Raw genomic sequence first — 18484 nt, forward strand, 5'->3', positions numbered from 1 at the left:
GCCTCCTAACTCGCTTTCATTGCAACAATGGACAGGATGATTTTGATCTACTAGAATGAAAGATTTGCACTCAGTCAATGGACTAACCTCCGCTTCCCCCCGCACTTGATCAACAGAAAAATACGGTACCCCACGGAGTACCGTATCCCTATGCCCCTATTCCTTATTCAATATTCCGGCTCGCTTCAATTGTCCCTTTACCTTGGACTATCCGTTCATGGCTCACTTGAATGGATGATCCAATGTCCATCGAAATCCTTGCAGGAATGAGTTCGAAGGTAGAGACAACTGCCCGATGATCGGACGGCCATGGTGTAATCGCAATATCAGTATAGGGACCTCTCTCGCCTACAATACGGCTGTCAATCGTAGCAGACGGCCCTCCCGCATAAACAAAATCAATTCGATCATGGACTTCATCCGGTTCAATATGTCCATTCCCTCCTGGCGTCCAAGTCACGACCGGCTTCGTGAGCGGATCCGAGTGCACTTCCCGATAGGAATCTCGAAACTGTAGCTGCTCCAATCGTATGGATACCGGCCATTCGACAGCTACGCCAAAGTGCATGCTCTTCGCTTCATCTGTCCAATCCAGATGGGATGGAGCATTGAAATCGCCTGTGAGAAACACGGGAACGCCTTGACTTGCCAATTGTCCGAGCAGATGGAACCGACTGTTCATCTCTTGCATATGAATTCGGTTCTCGTTCGCCAACGCAGCTGCAGCATCCAGCCCATCCCGTATGTCATAGGGTCCATACGGCTCGTGGCACAGGTGAACATTGCTCATGGCAGCCACCTCGTCCGGCGCAACCTCTACCCAAATGAACTCCTTATGCGCCGATTGATGAATTGGATACCGGCTCAAAATACTGTGCCCCTCATCATAGTAAAAGTTCAGCCAGTAACCCAGGTTACGAACTCTCATAACGTGCATGAACCGCTACGGATGAACATGACAAGATGTATCGTTCTATCACTGACATTCTCCATAACGCTCGATTCCCCCTCTTGTCCTCTAAGAGAAAAACAAAAGCCGCTGAATGCTCAGCGGCTCAAATTCGTAACCATCATAGATGGAATGTTCCATTACGCATAGGGTTCTGCTAGACAGTACTCGTCCTCCATATGGCGAATCCATTCTTCCAGCTCATCCAGCTGTTCGAAGGTTCGTACCGCAATAGGAGCACGGTTAGGTACATCTCGCTGCAAGATGACAGTATCGCCCGCCATCATGCGTTCCCTTGCATGTCTATAGATTGTATCCACCCGTTTCCAATCCTTGTGTTCATAAGCGCTCCCAATCTGCGTGAGATCGATAGTGATATTCATACGCTATCCCTCCCTTGAATGGGTATGCCTTACAATATATAATATAACCTATTTTTCTCAAAACGTACCCATTTTTTAGAGATGAGCCGCCCGATTATACACCATCTGAGTTCGCGCTCTGTTCCTTGCCACGAACTCGCTTCTTCCCGAATAGCCCTTTACTCCCTTGAATCCCCTTATCGACCAGGTTGTATATGCGCTTGGACTCCTTCGTTAAGAGCGGGCCTAAAATCGCCAGCAACAATACATATAGCACGGCAAAAGATTGGACTACCGGAAGCAGCCCTCCTGCCTTGCCGATATTCGCCATAATAATGGAGAACTCTCCTCTTGAGGCCAATGTGAAACCAATGTTAATGGAAGCACGGCTCGATAAGCCTGCTGCGCGCCCTGCCAGCATCCCTGCGATGACATTCCCGATTATTGTCAAGATCACAGCGACAATCGCCATACCAACTGCTCCGCCTAATGTCATCGGGTCAATCGTTAAGCCGAAGCTGAAGAAGAACACAGCTCCAAAGAAATCACGGAAGTTAATCACATAATGTTCAATCCGCTTCACATGCTGGGAATCAGCAAGTACAAGTCCTACTAATAGAGCTCCAATCGCCTCTGCCACATGCAGTGTTTCCGAAAATCCAGCTACAAGGAACAGTGTTGCCATCACCAAAATAAGGAACAGTTCTGATGATTTCCCGTTCAAGATTCGATCAATGAACGGCATCGCCTTGCGGCCCAAAATAATGAATAACAAAATGAATACAAGTGCAGAGCCCGTTGTCATCAGTACCGTTCCGAGGGATGCGCCCCCGCTAAGTACAAGACCGGACAAAATGGACATATGAATGGCGATGAATAAATCGTCAAACATAATCATGCCCATAATCACTTCAGTTTCCGGATTCGCCGTCCGTTTTAAATCGACCAACACTTTCGCTACTATCGCGGTTGAGGAACTTGTCATAATCCCGCAAATGACCAATGTCTCCGCAAGCGGCATTCCCATCAGCCAACCTATCAGCAAGCCGGAGACGAAGTTAATCGCAATATAGGAAATTCCTCCAACCACGATGGATTTCCCTGATTTGAGCAAGCGGCCAACGGAGAACTCCAGTCCTAAATAGAACAATAGGAACAGTACCCCAATACGACCCATAAAATCAATAAAGACGGAACTCTCAATGAAACGGAAATCAAATATCCAAAAGTGCGGCGCGTGCGGCCCTACCGCCATCCCGATAAGAATATAGAATGGAATGACAGAGAAGCGAAGCTTCGTTGCAATAACGCCCACTAGTCCAATTAAAGCAATAGCTAATCCTACCTCGAAAATAATCGTATCCATAGTTCACCCCGTTTTCTGCTTATTCGCTTCCACTTAACAGCCAAGGCTTAAGCAGCTTAATATGTTGTCTTTCCCCTGCAACGACAAGCGTTGTATGAGCAGATAACACGACATCAGGTCCTGGATTGATTATTTTCTTATCCTTTTCAAGAATCGCTATAATCGTTGCCCCTGTCGTTTCGCGTACTTTAATTTCTCCGATGCTCTTGCCAACGCAGGCTGCATGAGGCTCCACCTTGTACCATTCAATCATGAGGTCATCCAAGGCAACATTGACCGTCTCCAGCGCCTTCGGCTTATAGATAAGCCCGCCAACGATAGCAGCAACTGCGCGCGCCTCATCATCATCCAATGTCACCATCGAAATACTCTCTTCTTGATCCTGCTGATCAAAATGATACATCTCTCGGCGTCCATCATCATGTACAATGATGACCAATTGATCTCCATTGCGAGCTTCCAACTGATATTTACGACCGATTCCTGGCAATTCCGTTTCTTTCATATTCAAATGAAATCCCTCCAACCGTCCATAGGTTTATTTTCTCACATTGTGAAATAAGGAACTTTATATACATGTCAAACACATCTTTCATGCAGCACAAAATAATCCATGTAAATAACGATTTTTAATGCCATAGAGAACATCTTGCACTGCTATTCCTTATTCAATTTCAAGTACGGCCTTATGAATGTAAGAGATTTACACTACGAACGTAGAGGTGAATTTGATAGGCATGAGAAATAAACGCTTCCGTATAACGAAGAAACAACTGTGGAGATACCTAATAACAGGGGGCATACTAAAGGTGAATTCCTTGAAGAAGAGAATAAACATCACTACAATCTTCTTCACAAATAGCTGCTTCATGGCAGAGGTATGCCGTGAAACCGGTATAAACTGCTGCTCATGAAAAGACTTCGTCAGCTTGGAAGGATTGTTCCAGTTGACGCGATCTTCCTCGACCATAAACGTGGAAAATACCGAACACAAAAGCAGGAGGGCAACACACACAACACCAAGTATGCTGTTTTTCTCCCACTGCACACTCAATCTTGTCATATCGCACCCCCTGTCGTTAGTTAATCGTACATTTTTTTAATAGAAATAAGATTATCATGCAGATCTGTATCAAGCAAGAAAGATCGAACATCCATTCTCTGGATGAACGCGATTCCGCTCAACTGCAATGGTTCACTTCAACGATCGAGTCGACATTGCGCCAGATGATTGTGGATCCTTATCATCACCATGACCGTCCTGTTCTTCATGATCTTCCTTCTCATCATGAAATTCCACGCTCGATTGCGCTGTAATATAATCGAAGGGCGTATAATGAACCTCGACCGGCTCCCGCTTCACGAATTGCTTGTAACCAACCCATCCTACGATCATCATCAGAAATAAACTAATCATGCCGATCATAACTGTGAAATAGATCATTGCATCCTCCTCAGTCGCAGAAATGAGCGTTACTAGATACTACGCAGTACAAGTGGAAACGTTTCATTTTTTTCATAATCATTCATTCGTCTAATTACGGAAGCCCCCATCTGAATGGATAATCTGCCCCGTAATCCATTCTGCTTCGTCACTCACCAGGAATGACACTAAGCGCGCTGCATCCTCTGGTGTACCAATGCGCCCCGTTGGGAACTTCGGTCTTAAGAAGTCCTGCACGAATGCTTCCATTCCGGAATCGGTCGGACCAGGATCGATCGCATTCACCGTAATTCGATGAGAGGCCAGTTCCGCAGCCAACGAAGTAGTGAAGGCGGATATTGCCCCCTTCGAAGCAGCGTAGGCCAAGTTGCCAGGCTGCGGTTCCTTGTCCTGCCCAGACACGAAGTTCACGATTCTGCCGCACTCCTCCGCAGCCTCAAGCCGCTTCGCGAATTCCACAGATAGCATCATCGTTCCTCTTACGTTCACGATACAATGATGATCGATAATCTGTGCCGTTACATGATGATGGTCGACCTCTACACAATGTGTAGCATTGTTAATGAGGATCGTGGGTCTACCTAAGCGATTCTCGACTTCATCCAACAGCCGAACAGCAGAATTGGCATCGAAATAGTCGAGCTCCATATGCTCTACCCGAACCCCGTATTCCCTAATCTCCTGTGCAAATCGCTCTGGCCAGCTGCCGTTCGCGTCCTCATAGCCGGTCGCCTTATCGTAGTGGCACAAGTGTGTAAAGAACACATCGACGCCTTTCGCTGCAAGCTCTCTGCAAATAGCTGCGCCAATTCCTTTGGAGCGGCTTGCTCCAGTTACAATTGCAATATTACGTCTATTCTCGTTGTACATATTTATCGTCTCCTTATGGGTAAGGAACGGCAATCGCAAGTTTATCGGAGATGCCAATGTACCAAAAAAAGCAGACACCCATGGCGTCTGCTTGGTCAGTTCATAACACTTAACCTTGCGTTCCTTGTAATGGGTATAAATAGACACACCTATCCCGTCATCGAATCTCGTTCGGAATGGTACGATCTATTCAGTTACAGCTCCATTACAAAGTCCACATATTAAATATGAATCCCCTCTCATACATCTCCTATGCCCTATTGTATGCCTACATTCGTAATATATCAAGGTTTTCTCGCCATCATCCGCCGCGGGCTGCACGTACTGTGCTTGGGATGAGCGCACTGTCAAAAAAAGAAGCCCGGCAGAATGCCGAGCTCCTCTTTCTCATGCTTGTGTCATTACATCATGCGCCATTTTCCACTAGCGAACAAATCGCAGCCATACAATATCTCTTCCTTCATTGACCCCAATGCGCACGTTTGCTCCAGGCTGAATACTCCGGAACTCCTCCCCCTGAAGATCAGTGGATCCAGTCAAGCGGAATACTTCCTCACGATCCCCCGAATGAATCGTAAGCCGCTCTGCTTCTATTGCCTTGACACTGCCTTCATATTCTTGAACGACTACAGCCGCCTTGCCTGGCTCGATCATCGTGGAATTCACGAAGCCAATCGTAAATGCAGCGGTTCCACCAATAAGTACGATTACAGTTAGGACAATCCACATCCATTTTTTCATACCAATTTCCCTTCTGACTGACTCGGTGCACATACCGCCTTTGCTCCATCAGCGTTTGCCTTCATTATAACATAGGCACTCATGTACCTCACCTTATCAATGACTACGGTGCTTATACTAAGTTCCTGATGTTTATCCTTGGGCAGAGTCAATCTGGGCAGGTTCGCCAAGTTCTAATACCGCCTGCTGCTCGGCAAGAATTCCTGTCATAATCGCTGCATACAATTCACCGATGACCGCACTGGATTCATTGAACGGCTCCAAGCCATCCATCGTCAATACACCGTACGTTCCAAGTGAAATGCAAATCAATGAGCGATAGGGACTCTTCGATTCTTGATTGCGTTCCCAATCCTCATCTTTCAGCACATCTGCACATTGGACAGTAACCTGCTTACGGAAGGAACGTCCCGCTACAGAGCGATCGATATGAAGATGGCGCTGTCCAACATAATGGTTCGGGAAGCCAACCGAAGCAAGCTGTAGAATTAGTATGGGCTCCTCATACTTCCAAATGCCGCAGCGATGATGACCGCCTGGAGCGCACTTCATATCTACGGCGAGCATATCCAACATCCGCTGCAGCAGGAAGTTCGATTCGTGAAGAACAGCATACGGGTCTGCCATTCCCCGCAACCCATTAAGCGCATCAGCGAACGGCTTCATATTGCGCAGCGCGGACAGCATTTGAGAAGATGCGTGCTCCGTGAGGCCTCCTGTCACTTGCAAATTGTCCACCTTATCCTGCAGCAGCTTCATTCGATCCTCCCGATTGAGCACCTCATGAATAACTTCGGTAAACTTCTTGTTAATATAGAGTGTCTTAATGAAATAAAACACCAATCCTGCCGCAATCACAACAGCAAAGAGCTGATATGACCATGCCGGCAGCTTGTCAAGCATCGCTTTAATGATCGCTTCCATATCGTCCCTCCTCTCTTACCTGTCCTTGGATCAAGAATATGACGGAGAATGAGCGAACATGCATTCTGCCTTTGATTTTTTTCGAATATAACAAGAAAGAACCGTTCAGTCCTCCCTGATCAGGAAGCAACCGAACGGTTCTCTGTATCCCAAACTCGTGCTTGATTACCCGTGTTGATGCCGAACTGCTGGTCGTACCGGGATGGAACGACTGCGTGTCGTGCCAATCTGTACCGTCCACGTAATTACCTTGCCTGCTATGCTGACAGCTAGTATCGTATACAGCGTGTCGACAAGCGGCAGGAAGAATAAGGACAGCAGCAATACCGCTATATCAAAAATAATAAATACTGTACCTATGCTTAAGTTCATCTTACGGCTCATAAATAATGCCAGAATGTCATCACCGCCTGAAGCGCCTCCATGACGCAGCACGAGACCTGCCCCAAGTCCTGTCAACAATCCAGATAGAACAGCTGCAAGCACCATATTACCGCCTAGATTCATATTCCATGGCGAAAAGCGCTCGCACATCTCGTACGTTAACGAGAACACTCCTGTTGCAATTGCCGTATTCATAATGAATGTCCGCCCTTTCAAAAACCAGGCAGCAATAAATACCGGAACATCCATGCATAACACGGTCAGCGCCGGCGACCAATTAAACGTATACTTGCCAAGCAGCGCTAAACCAACAAACCCGCCTTCAGCCAAATGATTCTGAAAATTAATGTGATAATAACTGAAAGCCAACAACATTGATCCTACCATCATCCAAAAAATCTTACGTAATTGTTCGTTCCCCATCTTCGTAACCTCTCGTTTCGTAATGTAGCCCTTCGACTAACCGAGAGGAGACGGATAGGGGTTCCTATCCTTCGAACCATCATAATTCACGCATCCTTCTCGTGTCAGTCTCCGTCATAGCGACAATTGACAAATCAACGAGAAGAAGCTAGATGTAAGAAAGATCATAACGTTTCCAGACTGTCCTTTGGGGTTTCATCCTTCGGGGACGCATTGGTATCCTGATCCTTTCTTGTTTTGTCTTTTGTATTGCTTTACTGATTGTATTATACCATAATGTATATTCCCTCTAAACCAATCCCATTCTGCAAATATCGCTGTCGTTCGGATTTATTTGCAATGAACTGCTCCGAGCTTGGCATAGTCCTAGTTAAGATCGATATCCTCCCTGATTTCCTCCGAATTACTCACAAATTGGACACTTTTACATTTCATTTTTCAATTTTGTCCTATTCGTTGTTGTGTTCCTCTTCTGTTACTCCTCTATTTTTTCATCATGTTCATAAAGCTATCATATTTCGTGTGCGCGAGATCACATTGTGACGAATATCACATCTATAAAATAGCAGCATAAACACTGTGATGCCGCATGCATTCGTTCAAAATCTACTGCGCATCATATGATCGTCATTAAAAGGAGGAAACTCTTATGTTACAACCTCGCACGATTGAAATTGTGAAATCTACAGTTCCTGTATTAGCTGAGCACGGCTCTCAAATTACAACACGCTTCTATCAGCTCTTGTTCAGCAATCATCCAGAGCTGCTTAATGTATTCAACCATGCCAATCAACGACATGGCAAACAGCAGATGGCACTTGCCAATGCGGTCTATGCCGCTGCAGCGAATATTGACCGATTGGAGACAATCTTGCCAGTCGTACGCCAAATTGCCCAGAAGCACCGGGCACTTAACATCAAGCCAGAGCACTATCCAATTGTCGGCAAGCATCTTCTGCTTGCTATCAAGGATGTACTAGGCGAAGCTGCTACTGATGACATTATTGAAGCCTGGGCAGAAGCATATGGCGTTATTGCCGACGTATTTATTCAGGTAGAGGCAGAAATGTACCAGGAAGCCGAACAGCAAATCGGCGGCTGGTCAGATGTGCGACGCTTCCTCGTTGTCCGCAAAGTGGAGGAAAGCGACATGATCACCTCCTTCTACTTGAAGCCCGAGGATGGACAGCCAATCTCCTCCTTCCTTCCTGGCCAATATTTAACGGTTCGGGTTCAGCCGGAGGGACATGAAAATACCCATTATCGCCATTACAGCTTGTCCCAAGCCCCTCAATCCGATACTTACCGCATTAGCGTAAAGCGCGAGAGCGGCGGCGAACATGCACCTGCCGGCATCGTCTCCACCTATCTGCATGACGAGGTGCAAGTAGGTGATGTCATCGAAGCGACTGCACCTGCTGGCGACTTTACATTGAAGCCAGATACGGCCCCAGTTGTGCTGATTGGCGGCGGTGTTGGGCAGACACCTCTTCTCAGCATGCTGCACACGCTGGCGGCAGCAGAACCGAAGCGGGATGTCTATTCGATTCATGCTTCGCGCAATCAAGCGGCGCATGCTTTTGGTCAAGAAATGAATGATCTAGCCGCTCAGTACAGCCATATCCACACTTTCTTCTGTTATGAGAAAGGCAGCGAGGCAGAAGCTTCTGTTCACACCGGCTTCGTGGACGCGCAGTGGCTTAGCTCTATCGTTCCCGCTTCCGTATGGGAGGATGCGGACATTTACTTCTGCGGCCCAGAACCATTCATGAAGGCCATCTACCGAGCAGTGAAACAGCTTGGGGTTTCTCCTGAGCGTATTCACTACGAATACTTTGGCCCAGCAGGTTCCTTAGAAGTTTAAACCGCAATGACGACAGAAGGGACACTTCTTGCGCTCAGCAAGGGTGTCCCTTCTTCATGTTCGTTATCCGAATCTCTCAACATTCTCTATATACAACTGCGGGAATTAGAATACTTTTTTCAGTTCCCGCTCTTCCTTCAAAATCTCGACAGCCTCCCGGAAGCGCAAGGAGTGCACGACTTCCCTCTCACGCAGGAACTTCAATCCATCCTGCAAGTCGACATCATCCGTCATGTCGATTAACCATTGATACGTAGCACGCGCCTTCTCTTCTGCCGCAATATCCTCATACAGATCCGCGATCGGGTCGCCCTTGGCCTGTATGTAGGTCGCCGTCCATGGATCACCAGCCGCATTGCTGTAGAACAGCGCCTTCTCATGCGCTACAAAATGTGGCCCCAGCCCTGCATCCTCCAGTTGCCGCGGTGTTGCATCCTTCGTCAGCTTATATACCATCGTGGCGATCATTTCGAGGTGAGCAAATTCCTCGGTTCCAATATCCGTCAACAACCCAATTACTTTATCTGGTATCGTATACCGTTGGTTCAAGTAGCGCAGCGCCGCTGCCAGCTCTCCATCCGCCCCCCCATATTGCTCCATCAACAGCTTTGCCATGCGAGGATCACACTTGCTGACACGTACTGGATATTGCAGCTTCTTCTCATAGATCCACAATTCCGCGTCCCCTCCTGTCCATCAAGTTATTTGCCGCCTGACGACGCACTGCTAAATCTGCCATGGCCAAGGCGTGGTAGCCCATGTAAATGGACAGCCCGAATAAGAATGGCCGAAGTTCATAAGCGGGCCATACTGCTCTTGGAACTGATGGGCAACCTTCATTCGCTCACTGACGTAGTAATTGAACTGCTGAATCGCCTGCAGATCTCCCGGATGAGTGTCCAAGTACAGATTCAGCTCCAATAATACGAAGTCGATTACTTGCAGCTGTTCCAAGCTTCTGCGGTATTCCTCGGTTTGATAAGGATGTACACTCATCGTCAAGCTTCTTCCTCCCCTCGCTGGTTTCTGCGGGAATGGTACGGGCTGTATAGGGCAGGCCATAAGGTTCCACAGCGTAGTGCCTGCGCAGGTGGGAACTGTGGGAGATTAGGCGGCTGGAACGTGATGAACTGGTTGATGGGTACGACAAAGACGGAATAAGGCAGTGGCGGACAGGGGTCACACGGACTTCGGAACGGGAAAAATACACGCTCCTGCGGCACAGCCTGTTCCGTCGGACAACAGCCGCTTCTCTCTTGCTGTCCAACCGGAGGCAGATCCTCTGAAGCTAAATTTCGCTGTAATTCGTGTTCCATGACACTCTTTACGCCTCCTTGCATTCATGTTCGCATTTACTCGATCTCTTACTTGTATGTGAGAGTAGGAATGTCCCATGTACATAATTTAAGCCAAGATGTGACAGATCTGATTCTCTGTACACCTTGGCTTTGTTGGCGGTATAGGAATGAATGTCAAATGATAAAGAAAGAGTGTTGAGCTTCATTTCTGTCGCTTACGATACGATCTCCCTATTGGTGATGCCGTATATCGCTTGCTGTTCGCCAAATCTTTGCACCGTATCCTGGAAGCTCATGCCGATTCGTTCCAAGAGCCTGCATGAGGCCTTGTTCGCAGCTTGTGTTTCGGCGATCACTTCAGGCAATCCTAGTTCGCGAAATGCGTAATCAATCACTGCTGTAACTGTCTCTGCCGCATATCCAGAGCCCCACCATTCAGGCAGCAGCTCATAAGATACCTCCGTACTGACGCCATCATGGTGCGTATCCAGAGAAATCAACCCGATAAACGCATTCGTTTGCTTTTCTCTAATGATCCAGAACGAGGCTCCTTCCTGAGAAGCAAGCATTCTGCGGAAGCTGCCTGTAATCGCCTCTTCCTCTGTCCATGCCCCACCCAGATATTTGCGTACCTCCTCGTTCACATACAGCCGTCTTACGTTATCATAGTCACTTGCTTGCAGCTTGGTAAGTGTACAACGTTTCGTCTCAAGCAACATATAGCCCTCCGATATGATTACAGGATTCAAAATGATCCTCCTATTAAAGCACACTTGGGCGGCATTTGAAATCCCATCCTATATCTTTATTTACATAGATCTATATCTACACCGGCACGAGCCCTCACGGCACAGCGCTTGTCAGCTTCAAATAGCTCGCGCATGTTTATGTAATTCCTAAGCATGCGTGTTATCCATTCTACCCGTGTTGACCCTGACGAAGAAGCCGATTTACTGTTTCCCGCCGCACACCAATAAATTGGCCGATTTCTTCTTGTGTCAATAATTCGGTAATAGGCATCGTATCCGCATAGCTTCTCAGCCATGCTGACAACAGCTCTAGTCGTTCACTCGGTGTCCCGATAGTCAAATGATCAATGCGCTGCTGCATGAAACGCAGCTTATCTTGAAGCAGCTTCGCAACATCCAGCGCCTTGTCCGGCTGCTGCCTCAAGCCTTCATACCACTCCTCAGCCGGAATCCGTTCCACGACCGTCTTAACCATCGCGATCGCTGTTCCGTGACATTCCTTCGGCGTGATTAAGGAATGATGCGGGACGATTTCGCCCGTGTATACGAGGTTGAACAAAATAATATTGCCGTTCTCATGCAAGCGTGTAACCTTGCACAGCCCGCTTATAATGCGGTACAAATACGTTCCTGGATCTCCTTGTCGAAATAAAACTTCTCCCCGATGCAGTGTCATAATCATTTTTGCTGCCCCCCCTAATTGCCGTTCCGTCTATGAATGCTGCCGCATTCGCACGTATGTTGTACCTATTGTACCGATTTCTCACCCTTTTGACCACGTTTGGTTGTTGAAATGCGAATATTTGTTCGGTATTATGGATATAATAAGAACAAGAGTTCCCTATACGCTCTTTTAAATAGATATCTCATGCCTCACACGACATGAGGCCATGCATATGGCACACACGCGATATATACAAGGAGGAAGAACGCGCATGGGCACACCATTCGCATCGAACGGCTCTCCCCCCCACAACGGAGAAGATGCCTACATCGTCAAGCAATATATTATTCAAACGCTAATCTTGGATGTGCTGGAACGCGACATTGAACGGATTGGAGCCTCTAATTTGAAGATGGCCGACATCTACACACAATGTCTAAGACAAGCACAAGATAATGTTTCTCTCGATTTGTACCGCCTACGCAAACAGTTTCGCAACCGCGGCATTAAAGTGTATGAGGAGGAACGGCTTGAACATGGGATTCGTGTCCAATACGTATGCCGAGGCTATCAACATTCGTTCTACATGCTGCGCGGCTTGATTCGTGCAGAGGTGAAGAACCGCATGCAGGCTTACTTGAACATTGCCGCCTCCCAAGCTTCGAATCCAGACACAAGTATGGGCAGTCCCCTTACTCGGCACCAATAGGTTTACAACCCCATATTCACCGCTGCCTCATCTTATCCACTTCCTCAGAACAATGCCCCTTGGCAAGGACGGAGCAGCCGCTCTTCTGATGCTTGCTAAGGGGCATTTCTGATCATGTGCTTTCCTAGCATCGTCAATGAGACAGCCCGCAGAATTCACTGCATCCTCGAACTTTCGATTGTTGGAGTCTATTCTCTATTTAACGCTGTGGATAAATACACAATGGAAAAGATAAAAACCTGTTGAGGATTTCTCAACAGGCTAACCAGTCCCGAGTTGGGGAAATTGGCATTCTTCGTTATGGCTTTGTCAGGCTTAGAAGTCAAATTAGGCTCAGGTGCTCTCTTTCTTCTTCTCTTGACTCGATTAATAACGCGGCTCTATTTCAACTAAGTTGCTTAATTTAGTGGTAAGTCTGTCCGTGTATCGAGCTAACCTTCTGCTTATCTCCATCTTCATGTACTCTTTCGTTATATGAAAACTATCCTCATAGCCATGGTACGCATAGTGTAATATCATTGTACTATCATGCTTCTCTTCATCTACAATACGAATTTCTTTTTTCAACATCTCCTGTCTTCTTTTGGACAGGTCGGTAGAGATATCATTTGCAAGAATTTGAGCAGCCTTGGTATACAGAGATTTCAATGTCTCAGAGGATCCCTTCATTTCGTGAATTTTCTTAGTTACCATCGTACACATCACCGAAAGTAGAACATAATCGCGCATTAATTCAATATCTTCCCTCTTTGGCTGGTTTAACTCCCCGCTTGACGTATCACTATGCCTTCTCAACAGAGCCTCCCGATGTTGCGGCAACATCATCCGGCTGGACTCCCAAAGACCATTCTTCTCGAGCTTTTTACTCATTTATAATGCCCCCCGATTTTCAGGGATCTCTCTACCGCTTGACCTGCATAGGTAAGAGAAGAAGCTCTGATAATTGCCGCATTGCCATATCGATCCTTAATCATATCCGTCACCTTATCCAGCGCTCTAGCTCTGACTTGATCTTCAAAGAGCGTTAGTTGATACTGCTGGTCATCTTCCAATGTGCTTAGCATAACACCTACACGACGTACGGGCATTCGATCCCAATATTGATAAAAAATTCGCTTGACCATATCAAATACTTTATTGGTATGATTCGTCGGATCCGGCATTTTCATTTGGCGTGAGAATCCTGTGGGCGCTTCATACGGGCTGCACATGCAGCTTACGGTTACGACCCAGCCCATGTACCCTTTTATTCGACAATCTCGGCAGACTTCCTCCGTCAACTCCAACAGGATAGTATCGATCTCCGTAGAATGCACATAATCCCTGGGCAGGGTCATCATGTGACCAATCGATTTGGGAGGTGTTTGAAATGTACCCGGTGTTACCGGACTATCATCCAAGCCGTTCGCAGTTCGCCACATCACCTCGGCATGAATATCCGACTGTTTGCCGAATCGAGCTCGAAATTTATTTTTGAGCTGGGGCAATGGAGTTCTCGCAATATCCCCAATCGTAACTATCCCTAGTTTCGTAAAATGCTTGCACATTCGAGATCCAACACCGAACATTTTATGAACGGGCTCTTTCCACAGCATGGTCGGAACGTCGGATGGATGCAAAGTAAAAATACCGCTTTTATTTTTTTTGGCCCAAATATCCGTTGCCGTCTTAGCCAATATTTTATTGGTACCGATCCCGATTCGAATCCGCACCCCTGTCTGGAGCATTACCCGTTTCTGGATTTCCTTCGCAATGGTGATTGGATCACCAAAAATGGATTGACTGGCTGTCACATCCAAAAATTGTTCGTCAATACTAAACACTTCAACCAGATCCGTAAACTCTTCATAAATCTGAGTAATCATCAATGAAACATCGATATAATGCTGCATACGAGGACGCATAATGATGAGATCGGGGCATTTCTTGAGTGCTTCACCCAACCGTTCGGCTGATGTCACACCAAAACTTTTAGCGATCGGGCACGCGGCCAGAATAATCCCTGAACGACGTGTAGGGTCACCAGCTACTGCTACTGCTTTATTTTGATATTCTGGATGATCTGCTTTTTCTACACTTGCGTAGAAGCTTTCGCAATCGGCCAAAAATATTACCCTTTCCCTTTTCTGACTCACATTAAAGCCCTCCAATAGTTATAAATCATATTACATACACAATCACAAAATAAGAACGTATATTCCTATTGTATGCCGAACGTACATTCGTTATGCAAGTAATAGGCTGCCCGCCACATCCAAATGCTGTTCATCCATACGGGGCGGAACAACAATAAGGTCTGCACATTTACTAATGACTTCGCCAAGCCGAGCCACTCCGCTGTATGACACCATGTTTCTTAGTTATAGGGCCAGCTGCCAGTGCGATACCAGCACGACGAGCAGGATCGCCTACTACAACTAGCAGACGATCCTTGTATTCAGGGTGTGAAACCTTCCCCACACTCGCATAGAACGGTTGACAATCTGCCAACATAATAACTCGTTCTCATGATTTATTCGGTTTGCCATCCATACACCCTTCACCCCACCGAGAACGTTTGTTCTTATATATCCAGAATACCGAACATACATTCTCTTTTCAACAGGGAGATTTTGAAAATTCGGATCGAATAGCGTCGAGCAGGTAAGGATCTACTGCGGATGGCGTATAACTCCAAATTCACGCTGAATGTATGTAAAGTTTAAGTCGTTTCATGTGACTGAGGGATCACCTCACGGGAAGGAAGAGAATGTGATATGATGAGATCACCATAGGATAGAACGGACAAGAGAGGAAGACGTAACGTGTGTGGACGATATACATTAACCGTGACCATTGAACAGCTAATGGCGCACTATCTGCTTGATTCAGGAGCCCTCGTGCCCTTCCATGAGCCGCGCTACAATATTGCGCCGAGCCAGCAAGTACCTGCTCTGATTCATGATGGTACGAAGCTGCGGCTTGGACCGCTTAAGTGGGGCCTCATTCCAGCTTGGGCGAAGGACGAGAAGTTCGCTGCACGAACAATTAATGCGCGCGCCGAAACCGTTCGGGACAAGCCCGCCTTCCGCCTCCCATTCCAGCGGAAGCGGTGCATTATACCAGCAGACAGCTTCTATGAATGGAAACGAAATCCAGATGGAACGAAGCAGCCTATGCGTATTAGACGCACTGATGGCGGTATTTTCAATATGGCAGGATTATATGACACATGGGTCAATCCCAATGGGGAGAAAATCAGCACCTGCACGATCATCACGACGACTCCGAACGAGCTGATGGAGCCGATTCATGATCGAATGCCGGTTATTTTACCAGAGGATCAGCTGTCATTCTGGCTTGATCGCCGAATGACCGACACTGGGAAGCTTCAATCCGTTCTCCTTCCCTATCCGTCTAAGCTAATGGAGGTCTACCCTGTCAGCGCTAAGGTGGGGAATACACGAGTGGACGATCCCTCCTGTATCGAGCAGATAAGCGAGCAGCACCAAGAGGAGACACCAGACAGCGTCCCCCCTACCTTATTTACGCTATAAACCTATCGCTAGCATATAGCAGTATCACGCCATGCTCCTTCATCTCGCAATCGCGCACCTTGGAGCATCCGATACTCCGATGCTCATTCAATACGAGGCTGATGGAGTTCCCCGAAGAAATTCCGCCAGGCGTCCCCGCTGTAGAGCATGGTGGCGGAAGTGCATATCCACAAGCAAGTACCATTCCATCGCACTCAAGTAACCGAAGCCTGGATGCATCGTTCTGCGATTCTCTGGAATCGAAGCAATAACAGGTTCAAGCTCGTTCATGCGCCGCAGTACTGCCTGCATGCCTTCTACAATCTCCTCCTTGCTGGCAGGTTGAGGTGGCGTATATTCTGGAGAGGCTGGCACCTTCACACGAATAGGAGGGATGCTCCCAGCCGCGAAGACCATACTGCCCTGCTGCGTCTTCTCCAACTGGTCACTGCTAGCTGCATCTGCAGTCATGTCGCGGCATACTTCCACCTGACGAAGCTGCATAAAGAGCGCAGAGCGGATCAAATGCATATAGACCTGTCCGAGCGACCACTCCTCCTCGCTTGGCTTGCGTGTAATCTCCTCCATACTGTAAAGATCAAGCTCTTGCACAACCTGCTTCACTGATTCCTCTAGGCTTAACAGTGACTGATGCGGGGTCATATTTGTCATTAGTAAAGCTCCCTTCGAACGAATATACCCCTACTATACGCGAACGCTACTGACAACAGTATGTCAGTAGCGTTTTAACTGCTGCAATATTTTTTCTGCCTCAAAGCGGACAAGGGCTGTAAGCGACTCCGGTTCCAATACAACAGCTGCCGAACCCCACCCTAGAATCCAACCAAGCACATCTTCAGGTTGTCTCACTCGCAATGTCACAAGTGCCCCTTCTGGTTGTTCCTCCATGGTATCGATAAAGAAATATCCCTGCTCCTTCACACGCTCAGCGGCAGCGGCGTGCAGAAGCACACGTACAAGGAGCTGGCGATCATCTGTCGGCTGATAAGACTGTAGGGAGAAGTCGGGCGGACGAGTGAATGATTCATCGAGCAGTTCTAAATCCTGTATGCGACTAAGTCGGAAATGTCTAAGTCCCTGTCTAAGATGACAATAAGCCACCATCGACCATGTTCCTTGGATATGCACAATCCCGTAGGGATCTACCTTGCGAACATGTTCTCTACGACCATCGTCCCCTTGAAAAGGCTTCACATAGCGGAAGCGCACACTTCGCTCCTCCATTACAGCACGCCGCAGCAGAGCAAGTCCTTCTGCATGCGCAGAATGGGCAATGAGCTTCAAGGAAGAGCGCATCCGTTCCGTATCCTGCCGTACCGATTGTGGCATGACTGATTCAAGCTTGCGCCGAACGGCCTGTATCGTATCTTCATGAGCTCTTCCGAACTGCTGCTCCATATAATCTACGCCAAGCAAAATCGCCTCTGCTTCCTCCGCTGTAAAATGAACAGGCGGCAGAAAATAGCCATCCATAAGCGAGTATCCTTGGCCGGGAGCTCCGATAATCGCAACCCCTGCTTCACAGAGCGCCTGAATATCGCGATAGATTGTACGGACACTCGTCTCGAATACAGATGCCAGATCTTCTGCACGCAGCGTACCTCTGCGCTGCAGCTCCAGTACAATCGCCATCATGCGATCCGTCTTATTCATCGCTAGCTTTACTCTTCAACAACAAGCTCGCCCTTCATTCCATCATGACCAGAACCGCACATAATCGAACAATGGAACTCAAATGTACCCGCCTTATCTGCTGTGAACTCGGCAGTTGCGCCGTCTTCCTGCAGTTCTACGTTGTAGTCCTCCAGCTTCAAACCGTGCAGACCCTGCTTATTGCTCAGCGTCAGCTTCACCTTATCGCCCTTCTTCACCTTAATGGTTCCAGGTTCAAATTTGTAATTTGTTGCCTTAATGGTTACCGCACCTGTCCCTTCAGAGGAAGTAGCCGTCCCCTCCAACTCTTTGGCGGAATCTTTCGCCGAGCCGCAGCCAGCAAGAGATACAGCCAGCAGCATGGCAGCTAATGCAGCTGCGCCTATTTTCATCTTCTTCATGTCATTCGCCTCCATATAAATTGATTAAGAAATGTCAATCATCTACAAACGTTATACCCCTATATAAGCATATTTTGCATGTACGGATCGCAAAAATATCGAAGTGTGCCGAATTCGTCACCATTGCAAGGCCATTTCGTGAGCAAT

25 protein-coding genes are annotated in these 18484 nt (G+C 47.5%); 3 read left to right on the forward strand and 22 right to left on the reverse strand.

Annotated elements, in window-relative coordinates:
• Positions 1 to 163 precede the first annotated feature (163 nt).
• From RQP50_RS11235 to RQP50_RS11280, 10 genes are all read right to left on the reverse strand, one after another.
• A complete protein-coding gene (locus tag RQP50_RS11235; protein WP_315745563.1) occupies positions 164 to 937 on the reverse strand; it encodes an endonuclease/exonuclease/phosphatase family protein in 774 nt (257 codons plus the stop codon).
• 152 nt (positions 938 to 1089) lie between these two features.
• Entirely contained in the window at positions 1090 to 1332 is a 243-nt protein-coding gene (locus tag RQP50_RS11240) for a hypothetical protein (protein WP_021256618.1), read from the reverse strand.
• A 94-nt stretch (positions 1333 to 1426) separates the two neighbouring features.
• On the reverse strand, positions 1427 to 2677 hold the full coding sequence (locus RQP50_RS11245) for a cation:proton antiporter (protein ID WP_072728810.1): 1251 nt from the start codon (positions 2675 to 2677) through the stop codon (positions 1427 to 1429).
• Positions 2678 to 2696: 19 nt separating this feature from the next.
• The gene (locus RQP50_RS11250) at positions 2697 to 3182 is read right to left on the reverse strand and encodes a cation:proton antiporter regulatory subunit (RefSeq protein ID WP_065290344.1); all 486 of its coding nucleotides are present in this window, start codon (positions 3180 to 3182) and stop codon (positions 2697 to 2699) included.
• Between the two features lie 198 nt (positions 3183 to 3380).
• Entirely contained in the window at positions 3381 to 3740 is a 360-nt protein-coding gene (locus RQP50_RS11255; RefSeq protein WP_021256621.1) for a hypothetical protein, read from the reverse strand.
• 132 nt (positions 3741 to 3872) lie between these two features.
• Positions 3873 to 4121, reverse strand: a complete 249-nt coding sequence (locus tag RQP50_RS11260) for a DUF3951 domain-containing protein (protein WP_315745567.1) — start codon at positions 4119 to 4121, stop codon at positions 3873 to 3875.
• Between the two features lie 90 nt (positions 4122 to 4211).
• Positions 4212 to 4991 carry an SDR family oxidoreductase gene (locus tag RQP50_RS11265; RefSeq protein WP_315745572.1) on the reverse strand — a complete coding sequence of 260 codons (780 nt, stop codon included), beginning with the start codon at positions 4989 to 4991 and terminating at the stop codon, positions 4212 to 4214.
• Between the two features lie 423 nt (positions 4992 to 5414).
• Positions 5415 to 5732, reverse strand: coding sequence for a hypothetical protein (locus tag RQP50_RS11270; protein WP_021256624.1), 318 nt, complete (start codon positions 5730 to 5732; stop codon positions 5415 to 5417).
• Positions 5733 to 5864: 132 nt separating this feature from the next.
• Positions 5865 to 6656 (reverse strand): hypothetical protein, encoded by a 792-nt coding sequence (locus RQP50_RS11275; protein WP_021256625.1) that lies wholly within the window; start codon positions 6654 to 6656, stop codon positions 5865 to 5867.
• A gap of 165 nt (positions 6657 to 6821) precedes the next feature.
• Positions 6822 to 7463, reverse strand: a complete 642-nt coding sequence (locus tag RQP50_RS11280; RefSeq protein ID WP_028531224.1) for a YitT family protein — start codon at positions 7461 to 7463, stop codon at positions 6822 to 6824.
• Between the two features lie 649 nt (positions 7464 to 8112).
• On the opposite strand from RQP50_RS11280, the gene hmpA reads away from it, so the two are divergent.
• Entirely contained in the window at positions 8113 to 9327 is a 1215-nt protein-coding gene (gene hmpA, locus RQP50_RS11285; protein WP_315745573.1) for an NO-inducible flavohemoprotein, read from the forward strand.
• Between the two features lie 105 nt (positions 9328 to 9432).
• Here the strand turns inward: hmpA and RQP50_RS11290 are convergent, their stop codons facing one another.
• The 5 genes from RQP50_RS11290 to RQP50_RS11310 all read right to left on the reverse strand — a co-directional run bounded on the left by RQP50_RS11290 (position 9433) and on the right by RQP50_RS11310 (position 12056).
• Complete coding sequence (locus tag RQP50_RS11290) at positions 9433 to 10002, reverse strand: manganese catalase family protein (protein ID WP_021256628.1); 570 nt, start codon at positions 10000 to 10002, stop codon at positions 9433 to 9435.
• 51 nt (positions 10003 to 10053) lie between these two features.
• Positions 10054 to 10323 carry a spore coat protein CotJB gene (locus tag RQP50_RS11295; RefSeq protein WP_065290343.1) on the reverse strand — a complete coding sequence of 90 codons (270 nt, stop codon included), beginning with the start codon at positions 10321 to 10323 and terminating at the stop codon, positions 10054 to 10056.
• 2 nt (positions 10324 to 10325) lie between these two features.
• Positions 10326 to 10643 (reverse strand): spore coat associated protein CotJA, encoded by a 318-nt coding sequence (locus RQP50_RS11300; protein WP_081677085.1) that lies wholly within the window; start codon positions 10641 to 10643, stop codon positions 10326 to 10328.
• A 197-nt stretch (positions 10644 to 10840) separates the two neighbouring features.
• Positions 10841 to 11374 (reverse strand): GNAT family N-acetyltransferase, encoded by a 534-nt coding sequence (locus RQP50_RS11305; protein ID WP_315745574.1) that lies wholly within the window; start codon positions 11372 to 11374, stop codon positions 10841 to 10843.
• Between the two features lie 169 nt (positions 11375 to 11543).
• Positions 11544 to 12056, reverse strand: coding sequence for a Crp/Fnr family transcriptional regulator (locus RQP50_RS11310; RefSeq protein ID WP_072728815.1), 513 nt, complete (start codon positions 12054 to 12056; stop codon positions 11544 to 11546).
• 253 nt (positions 12057 to 12309) lie between these two features.
• Here RQP50_RS11310 and RQP50_RS11315 point away from each other — a divergent pair, with 253 nt between their 5' ends.
• Positions 12310 to 12747: a hypothetical protein gene (locus tag RQP50_RS11315; protein WP_051613960.1), complete on the forward strand. Its 438-nt coding sequence runs from the start codon at positions 12310 to 12312 to the stop codon at positions 12745 to 12747.
• 366 nt (positions 12748 to 13113) lie between these two features.
• Here RQP50_RS11315 and RQP50_RS11320 read toward each other — a convergent pair whose 3' ends face one another.
• The 4 genes from RQP50_RS11320 to RQP50_RS11335 all read right to left on the reverse strand — a co-directional run bounded on the left by RQP50_RS11320 (position 13114) and on the right by RQP50_RS11335 (position 15240).
• Complete coding sequence (locus tag RQP50_RS11320; protein ID WP_021256634.1) at positions 13114 to 13617, reverse strand: hypothetical protein; 504 nt, start codon at positions 13615 to 13617, stop codon at positions 13114 to 13116.
• A complete protein-coding gene (locus tag RQP50_RS11325) occupies positions 13614 to 14882 on the reverse strand; it encodes a DNA polymerase IV (protein WP_315745575.1) in 1269 nt (422 codons plus the stop codon). The genes RQP50_RS11320 and RQP50_RS11325 overlap by 4 nt, the downstream gene beginning before the upstream one ends.
• 65 nt (positions 14883 to 14947) lie before the next feature.
• Positions 14948 to 15070, reverse strand: a complete 123-nt coding sequence (locus tag RQP50_RS11330) for a hypothetical protein (RefSeq protein ID WP_315745758.1) — start codon at positions 15068 to 15070, stop codon at positions 14948 to 14950.
• Positions 15055 to 15240 carry a hypothetical protein gene (locus tag RQP50_RS11335; RefSeq protein WP_394358385.1) on the reverse strand — a complete coding sequence of 62 codons (186 nt, stop codon included), beginning with the start codon at positions 15238 to 15240 and terminating at the stop codon, positions 15055 to 15057. Before RQP50_RS11335 ends, RQP50_RS11330 begins: the two co-directional genes overlap by 16 nt.
• Before the next feature lie 311 nt (positions 15241 to 15551).
• On the opposite strand from RQP50_RS11335, the gene RQP50_RS11340 reads away from it, so the two are divergent.
• Entirely contained in the window at positions 15552 to 16283 is a 732-nt protein-coding gene (locus RQP50_RS11340) for an SOS response-associated peptidase (RefSeq protein WP_072728816.1), read from the forward strand.
• An 87-nt stretch (positions 16284 to 16370) separates the two neighbouring features.
• On the opposite strand, the gene RQP50_RS11345 is transcribed toward RQP50_RS11340, so the two are convergent.
• From RQP50_RS11345 to RQP50_RS11355, 3 genes are all read right to left on the reverse strand, one after another.
• Positions 16371 to 16934: a DinB family protein gene (locus RQP50_RS11345; RefSeq protein ID WP_315745576.1), complete on the reverse strand. Its 564-nt coding sequence runs from the start codon at positions 16932 to 16934 to the stop codon at positions 16371 to 16373.
• 63 nt (positions 16935 to 16997) lie between these two features.
• Positions 16998 to 17936 carry a helix-turn-helix transcriptional regulator gene (locus RQP50_RS11350; protein WP_315745577.1) on the reverse strand — a complete coding sequence of 313 codons (939 nt, stop codon included), beginning with the start codon at positions 17934 to 17936 and terminating at the stop codon, positions 16998 to 17000.
• 8 nt (positions 17937 to 17944) lie between these two features.
• Complete coding sequence (locus tag RQP50_RS11355; RefSeq protein WP_021256640.1) at positions 17945 to 18337, reverse strand: cupredoxin domain-containing protein; 393 nt, start codon at positions 18335 to 18337, stop codon at positions 17945 to 17947.
• Positions 18338 to 18484: the final 147 nt, after the last annotated feature.

Source organism: Paenibacillus suaedae (genome assembly GCF_032337355.1).
In the GTDB taxonomy this organism is placed as follows: domain Bacteria; phylum Bacillota; class Bacilli; order Paenibacillales; family Paenibacillaceae; genus Paenibacillus_B; species Paenibacillus_B suaedae.

What these genes read in the sequence shown, in the direction of transcription:
- RQP50_RS11335 (WP_394358385.1), bottom strand. Translation starts at nt 15,240, where the DNA reads ATGTTGGCAGATTGTCAACCGTTCTATGCGAGTGTGGGGAAGGTTTCA.
- RQP50_RS11280 (WP_028531224.1), bottom strand. Translation starts at nt 7,463, where the DNA reads ATGGGGAACGAACAATTACGTAAGATTTTTTGGATGATGGTAGGATCA.
- RQP50_RS11315 (WP_051613960.1), top strand. Translation starts at nt 12,310, where the DNA reads ATGGGCACACCATTCGCATCGAACGGCTCTCCCCCCCACAACGGAGAA.
- RQP50_RS11310 (WP_072728815.1), bottom strand. Translation starts at nt 12,056, where the DNA reads ATGATTATGACACTGCATCGGGGAGAAGTTTTATTTCGACAAGGAGAT.
- RQP50_RS11265 (WP_315745572.1), bottom strand. Translation starts at nt 4,991, where the DNA reads ATGTACAACGAGAATAGACGTAATATTGCAATTGTAACTGGAGCAAGC.
- hmpA (WP_315745573.1), top strand. Translation starts at nt 8,113, where the DNA reads ATGTTACAACCTCGCACGATTGAAATTGTGAAATCTACAGTTCCTGTA.
- RQP50_RS11350 (WP_315745577.1), bottom strand. Translation starts at nt 17,936, where the DNA reads ATGAATAAGACGGATCGCATGATGGCGATTGTACTGGAGCTGCAGCGC.
- RQP50_RS11270 (WP_021256624.1), bottom strand. Translation starts at nt 5,732, where the DNA reads ATGAAAAAATGGATGTGGATTGTCCTAACTGTAATCGTACTTATTGGT.
- RQP50_RS11245 (WP_072728810.1), bottom strand. Translation starts at nt 2,677, where the DNA reads ATGGATACGATTATTTTCGAGGTAGGATTAGCTATTGCTTTAATTGGA.
- RQP50_RS11275 (WP_021256625.1), bottom strand. Translation starts at nt 6,656, where the DNA reads ATGGAAGCGATCATTAAAGCGATGCTTGACAAGCTGCCGGCATGGTCA.
- RQP50_RS11240 (WP_021256618.1), bottom strand. Translation starts at nt 1,332, where the DNA reads ATGAATATCACTATCGATCTCACGCAGATTGGGAGCGCTTATGAACAC.
- RQP50_RS11355 (WP_021256640.1), bottom strand. Translation starts at nt 18,337, where the DNA reads ATGAAGAAGATGAAAATAGGCGCAGCTGCATTAGCTGCCATGCTGCTG.
- RQP50_RS11235 (WP_315745563.1), bottom strand. Translation starts at nt 937, where the DNA reads ATGCACGTTATGAGAGTTCGTAACCTGGGTTACTGGCTGAACTTTTAC.
- RQP50_RS11345 (WP_315745576.1), bottom strand. Translation starts at nt 16,934, where the DNA reads ATGACAAATATGACCCCGCATCAGTCACTGTTAAGCCTAGAGGAATCA.
- RQP50_RS11260 (WP_315745567.1), bottom strand. Translation starts at nt 4,121, where the DNA reads ATGATCTATTTCACAGTTATGATCGGCATGATTAGTTTATTTCTGATG.
- RQP50_RS11300 (WP_081677085.1), bottom strand. Translation starts at nt 10,643, where the DNA reads ATGGAACACGAATTACAGCGAAATTTAGCTTCAGAGGATCTGCCTCCG.
- RQP50_RS11250 (WP_065290344.1), bottom strand. Translation starts at nt 3,182, where the DNA reads ATGAAAGAAACGGAATTGCCAGGAATCGGTCGTAAATATCAGTTGGAA.
- RQP50_RS11295 (WP_065290343.1), bottom strand. Translation starts at nt 10,323, where the DNA reads ATGAGTGTACATCCTTATCAAACCGAGGAATACCGCAGAAGCTTGGAA.
- RQP50_RS11255 (WP_021256621.1), bottom strand. Translation starts at nt 3,740, where the DNA reads ATGACAAGATTGAGTGTGCAGTGGGAGAAAAACAGCATACTTGGTGTT.
- RQP50_RS11320 (WP_021256634.1), bottom strand. Translation starts at nt 13,617, where the DNA reads ATGAGTAAAAAGCTCGAGAAGAATGGTCTTTGGGAGTCCAGCCGGATG.